Origin of the sequence: Streptomyces flavofungini (assembly GCF_041028215.1) — a bacterium.
Taxonomy (GTDB): domain Bacteria; phylum Actinomycetota; class Actinomycetes; order Streptomycetales; family Streptomycetaceae; genus Streptomyces; species Streptomyces flavofungini_B.
Map to the genome: position 1 here is coordinate 1 of NZ_JASKYR010000547.1, position 6247 is coordinate 6247.

At 75.2% G+C, this 6247-nt stretch carries 1 protein-coding gene; it reads left to right on the forward strand.

Annotation, left to right across the window (positions count from 1 at the left end; translation table 11 throughout):
* On the forward strand, positions 1-6247 hold a 6247-nt coding region (locus AB8Z36_RS29275), incomplete at both ends, for an SDR family NAD(P)-dependent oxidoreductase (RefSeq protein ID WP_369216399.1).

The following is a 6247-nucleotide window of genomic DNA, read 5'->3' on the forward strand; positions in this document are numbered from 1 at the left end:
GTGGCGGACCTGGCGGAACTCGTCGCCGGTCTGCGCGCCCTGGCCGCCGGTACGGAGCTGCCCGACAACTGCTGGCTCGGCGAGGGCGACGGGCGGGGTGACGTGGCCCGGCTCTTCGCCGACGACGACGAACTGCGCGAGGCCGTGGGCAAGTGGCTCAAGCGCGGCAAGCTGGCGCGGGCGGCGGAGCTGTGGGTGCGGGGCGGGCCCGTGGACTGGGCCGTCCTGCACCGCGACGGCACGCCGGCGCGGCTCTCCCTGCCCGGTTACCCCTTCGCCGGGACCCGCCACGGCATCCCGCCGACCACGACGGCCGCCGCTCCGGCGCCCCGCCCCGCTCCTGCTTCCACCTCTCCTTCCACCTCTCCTGCTCCTGCTCCTGCTTCCGCTCCCGTGGCAGAGGCCGTCGAGCCGTCGGAGCGGCGGCCCGAGCGGCTCGCGGAAGCGGTGGAGCAGCGGATCGCCCTGATGGCGACCGAGTTGCTCGGCGGCACGGACGGTGACGGTGAGGTCGACCCCAGGGAGCAGCTCGACCGCTACGGCATCGACTCCATCACCCGCACCCGTCTGAACCAGCTCCTGAGCGAGGCGTTCCCGGCGGCCTCCCGCACCCTGTTCTTCGAGTTCGCCAAGGTCGAGGGCGTGGCCGGGCACCTCGTCGAGCGGTTCCCCGCTGCTTGCCGGGGGTTCCTGGGGTGGGGTGCCCCCGAGGCGGTCCCCGAGACGCCGCGAGTGGAGGCCGTGGCGGAGAGCCCCGTCGAGGCCGCCGCCGACGTGAGCAGTGAGGTGAGCGACTCCGACGACCTGGCCGATGCCGATGCCGACGCCGATGCCGATGCCGATGCCGACGCCATCGCCGTCATCGGCATGAGCGGCACCTTCCCCGACGCCCCCGACCAGGACAGCTTCTGGCGGCTGCTCATGGAGGGGCGCAGTGCGGTCACCGAGATCCCGGGGCGGCGCTGGGACTGGCGTGAGCACTACGATCCGCGCCCCGAGGGCGCCGACGTGGTGCGCAAGAGCCACTCCAAGTGGGGTGCCTTCCTGGACGGGTTCGACGCGTTCGACCCCGCCCTCTTCGGCTTCACCGAGCAGGAGGCCCGCAACACCGACCCCCAGGTGCGCCTCTTCCTCCAGGAGTGCTGGAAGGCCCTTGAGGACGCGGGCCTCGCCCCCTCCAAGCTCCCCGCCGACATCCGTGGCCGCACAGGCGTCTTCGCGGGCGGCGCCAAGCACGGCTTCACCCAGCTCGGTTCCGAGGGACGGCTGGAGATGCCCCGTACGTCGTTCGGGGACATGGTCAACCGGGTCTCGTTCCAGTTCGACCTCGGCGGCCCGAGCAAGGCCGTGGACACCGCCTGCTCCTCCGCCCACGTGGCCCTGCACGAGGCGGTCGAGAGCCTCCGCTCCGGCCGGTGCGACCTGGCGCTCGCCGGGGCCGTCAACCTCTATCTGCACCCGTCCACCTACGTCGAACTGGCCACGGTCGGCCTGCTCTCCGACCGCGACGACTGCGCGTCGTTCGGCGCGGAGGCGGCCGGGATCGTGCCCGGCGAGGGCGTCGGCGCGGTGCTGCTCAAGCCGCTGCGGCAGGCGCTGCGCGACGGCGACCCGGTGCACGCGGTCATCAGGGGCAGCGCGGTCAACCACAACGGCCGCACCATCGGCTTCACCAGCCCCAGCTCCCAGCGGCAGGCCGAGGTGATCCGAGAGGCGCTGCGCGACGCGGGAGTGGACCCCCGGACGATCGGTTACGTCGAGGCCACCGCGAACGGTTCCGAGATCGGCGACGCGGTGGAGATGACCTCCCTCACCCAGGTCTTCGAGGACCGCCCGGACACGCGGGGGCGGTTCCGCATCGGCTCGCTGAAGCCGAACATCGGCCACGGCGAGGCCTCCGCGGGCATGGCGCAGCTCTTCAAGGTCATCCTGGCCCTCCGGCACCGCACGCTGCCGCCGACCCGGCTGCCCGCCGAGTACAACCCGGCCATCGACATCGACCGGCTCCCCTTCGAGCTGTCCGACGCCCCCCTGGCCTGGGACCAGGTCACCGTGGACGGGGTCCCCGTACCGCGCCGCGCCGGGATCACCGGCCTCGGCGGGGGCGGCACCAACGCGCACATCGTGCTGGAGGAGGCGCCCGAGCCCGCGCCCCGCACCAGCCCCGCCGGGCGCGCTCCCGTCCTCTTCGTCCTCTCGGCGCACACCCGGGAGCGCCTGGAGGCCTACGCCGATCTCTGGCTCGACTTCCTCGGGCAGCGGCCCACCGCCGCCGTCGCGGACATCGCGTACACCGTGCAGGTCGGCCGCACGGACCTGACCCACCGCCTCGCCGTCATCGCCTCCGGCGCCGAGGAACTGCGCGGGCACCTCACGCGGTGGCGCAGGGGGCGCCCCTCGGACGCGGTGTTCGCCGCCACGGCCGCCCGCGTGGACGCGACGGGCCTCGATGTGGCGCTGCGCGAGCGGGAGCTGGCCCGGGTGGCGGACCTGTGGGTGCGTGGCGCCGTGGTCGACTGGACCGAGCTGCACGGCACGGGTGACGGCAGGCCCGTACGGGTGCAGGGGCTGCCGACGTATCCCTTCGAGCGCCGGTCCTGCTGGATCGACGACCTCGCCCCAGCGGCCCCGGCCGAGGCGCCCGTCGGGGCGGCCCGGAGCCAGGGCGGCGCCCCGGCCGCCGGGCACCCGTTGCTCGCGTCCACGGTGCGGCTCGTCGACGGCGGCGCCGTGTTCAGCGGCGAGGTCTCGCTCGCGACGCACCCCTGGATCGCGGATCACGCGGTGTCCGGCACCGTGCTGTTCCCCGGCACCGGATTCGTCGAGATGGCGCTGTACGCGGGGCGGACGCTGGGCTGTGGGCGGCTGGAGGAGCTGACCCTCGAAGCCCCGCTGACCCTCGCGCCGGAGGCCCCGGGCGGCGTCCGGCTCCAGCTCGTCGTGGGCGCTCCCGACGCCACGGGTGGCCGTACCGTCGAGGTGCACTCGCGGCCGACCGACGTCGGGTCCGGCTCGGACGCCGAGGGAGCCTGGACGCGGCACGCCGCCGGGCTGCTCGCCCGGGGCACCGATGAGGCTGGGTTCGATCTGGTGGCGTGGCCGCCGGAGGGCGCGGAGTCCGTGCCGGTGGCCGACTACTACCAGGTGATGGCCGACGCGGGGTACGCCTACGGGCCCGCGTTCCGCGGCCTTCGCGCGGTCTGGCGGCGCGGCGAGGAAGTATTCGCCGAGGCGGCTCTCGACTACGCCGACGACTCCGACCACTCGGACAGCAGTGCCGCCGATGCCGCCCGCTACGGGCTGCACCCCGCGCTGCTCGACTCGGCCCTGCACGCGATGGGCTTCGGCGGCTTCGTACGGGACGGCGGGGGTCTGCTGCCGTTCTCCTGGACCGGGATGCGGCTGTTCGGCGGCGGGGCGGCGGCGGTGCGGGTGCGGCTCACCGGCGCGGGGACCGACGCGGTCTCGGCCGCCGTCGCCGACGCCACCGGCAGGCCGCTGGCCGTACTGGACTCACTGGTGCTGCGTCCGGTCACCGGCGGCGCCCGGAAACCCGCCCGCGCCGCCGCCCTGCCCGACGAACTGCTCCGCCTGGAGTGGTCGCCGCAGGCCGTGGACGACACGCCCAGCGGCGCGTGGACGGTCGCGGGCCCGGACGAACTGGACCTCGCCACGGCCCTGCGGGACGCGGGCGCCGCCGTGTCGGACGCGGGCGGGACCTCGCTGCTCTCCCTGCTCGCCGGGCCGACGGACGACCTCCCCGCCGCGATCAGGGCCGCCACCGCGCGCGCCCTCGACCTGGTACGGGGCTGGCTGAACGAGGAGGACCACGGCGCCGGACGCCTCGTGGTCGTGACCCGGCGTGCCGTGTCCACCCGCGTCGGCGAGGACGTCGAGGACCTCGTGCACGCCCCGGTGTGGGGTCTGCTGCGGGCCGCCCAGGCGGAGAACCCCGACCGGCTCCTCCTCGTCGACGTGGACGGCTCCGAGGAGTCGGCCGGGGCCTTGGCCGCCGCGGTGGCGTCCGCCCTCGCCGCCGGGGAGTCACAAGTCGCCCTGCGCGGCGGCGAGGCCCTGGTGCCCCGCCTCGCGCCGCTCGGCTCCGACAGCGCGCTCGTGCCGCCGGGCGGCTCCACCCCTTGGCGCCTGGACACCAGCGGCGCGGGCACCCTGGAGAACCTCGCCCTGCTGCCCTGGCCCGCCGCCGAGGCTCCACTGAGCCCCGGGCAGGTGCGGATCGAGGTGCGGGCGGCCGGGCTCAACTTCCGTGACGTGCTGGGCGCGCTCGGCATGTACCCCGGCGAGCTGACGCTCGGTGCCGAGGGGGCCGGTGTGGTCCTCGACGTCGGCGCCGACGTGACCCACCTCGCCGTGGGCGACCGCGTGATGGGCCTCTTCCCCAGCGGCCTCGGACCGGTCTGCGTGGCCGACGCGCACACCGTCGTGGCGATGCCGGAGGGGTGGTCGTACGAAGAGGCGGCGGCCGTCCCCGTAGCGTTCGCCACCGCCTACTACGGCCTGGTCGACATGGGCCGTCTCGGCTCCGGCGAGTCCGTCCTCGTGCACGCCGCCGCGGGCGGGGTGGGCATGGCCGCCGTGCAGCTCGCCCTGCATCTTGGCGCTGAGGTCTTCGCCACCGCGAGCGAGGGCAAGTGGGACGCCGTACGCGCCCTCGGCGTGCCCGACGACCATCTGGCGTCCTCGCGCGACCTCGGCTTCGAGGAGCGGTTCCGTACGGTGACGGACGGGCGGGGCGTGGACGTCGTCCTCGACTCCCTGGCCCGCGAGTTCGTCGACGCCTCGCTGCGGCTGCTGCCGCGCGGCGGACGGTTCGTGGAGATGGGCAAGACCGACATCCGCGACGCGGGCCAGGTGGCCACCGAGCACTTCGCCGTGCGCTACCGGGCCTTCGACATCGTCGACGCGGGGCCGCGCCGCATCGGCGAGATCCTCGCCGAGATCGTCGGCCTCTTCGAGCGGGGCGTCCTGACGCATCTGCCGCGCCGCGCCTGGGATCTGCGCCGGGCGCCGGAGGCCTTCCGGTTCATGAGCCAGGCCCGGCACGTCGGCAAGATCGTGCTGACCGTGCCGCGCCGGTCCGACCCCGAACGCACGGTCCTGATCACCGGCGGCACCGGCACGCTGGGCGGCATGCTCGCCCGGCACCTGGTGACCGAGCGCGGCGCCCGGCGTCTGGTGCTGCTCGGCAGGCGCGGCCCCGACGCGCCGGGGGCGGCCGAACTCACCGCCGAACTGGTCGCTGCGGGGGCCGAGGTGACCGTCGTGGCCTGCGATGTCGCCGACCGGGACGCTCTCGCGCGGGTGCTCGACGCGATCCCCGCCGAGCATCCGCTCGGCACGGTCGTGCACACCGCGGGCGACCTCGACGACGGGGTCTTCGACGCGCTGACCCCCGAGCGGCTCGCCCGGGTCCTGCGGCCCAAGGCGGAGGGTGCCTGGAACCTCCATGAGCTGACCCGGGGGACGGACCTCGCCGAGTTCGTGCTGTTCTCCGGGGCGGCGGGCGTCCTCGGCAACCCCGGCCAGTCCAACTACGCGGCGGCCAGCTCCTTCCTGGACGCCCTCGCCCAGCACCGCAGGGCGCACGGGCTGCCGGGCGTATCGATGGCCTGGGGCTACTGGGAGCAGGCCACCGGGCTCACCAAGCACCTGAGCGAGGGCGACACCGGCCGGATGGCCCGGGGCGGGCTCCTTCCGCTCCCCTCGGCGGACGGACTGGCCCTCTTCGACGTGGCCCGTGGCGCGGACGAGCCGCTCCAGGTGCCGATGCGCCTCGACCTCGAAGCGCTGCGGGCGCAGGCGGCGGCGGGGGAGGGGCATCCGCTGCACCGCGCCCTCGTGCGGAGCGCACCACGGGCGGGCGTGGCCACCGGCACCGGCGCCGCCCGGCCGACGGGCACGGACCTCACCGGGCTCGCCGACCTCCCCCCGGACGAGCAGCTCGCCCTCGTCCTGGGGCTGGTCTGCGACATGGTCGGCTCGGTCCTGGTCACCGACCCGGCCACCATCGCCCCGGACACCGGCTTCGTCGAACTGGGCCTGGACTCCCTGACCGCCGTGGAACTCCGCAACCGCCTCAACCGCGCCACGGCCCTCCGCCTCCCGGTCACCCTGGTCTTCGACCACCCGGCACCGGGCCCCCTGGCGGAGTACCTGCTGCGCAGGCTGAACAGCGCGGGCGGGCCGCGCGGGGGCGGGAAGAACAGCACCCGCTCCACGGAGTCCG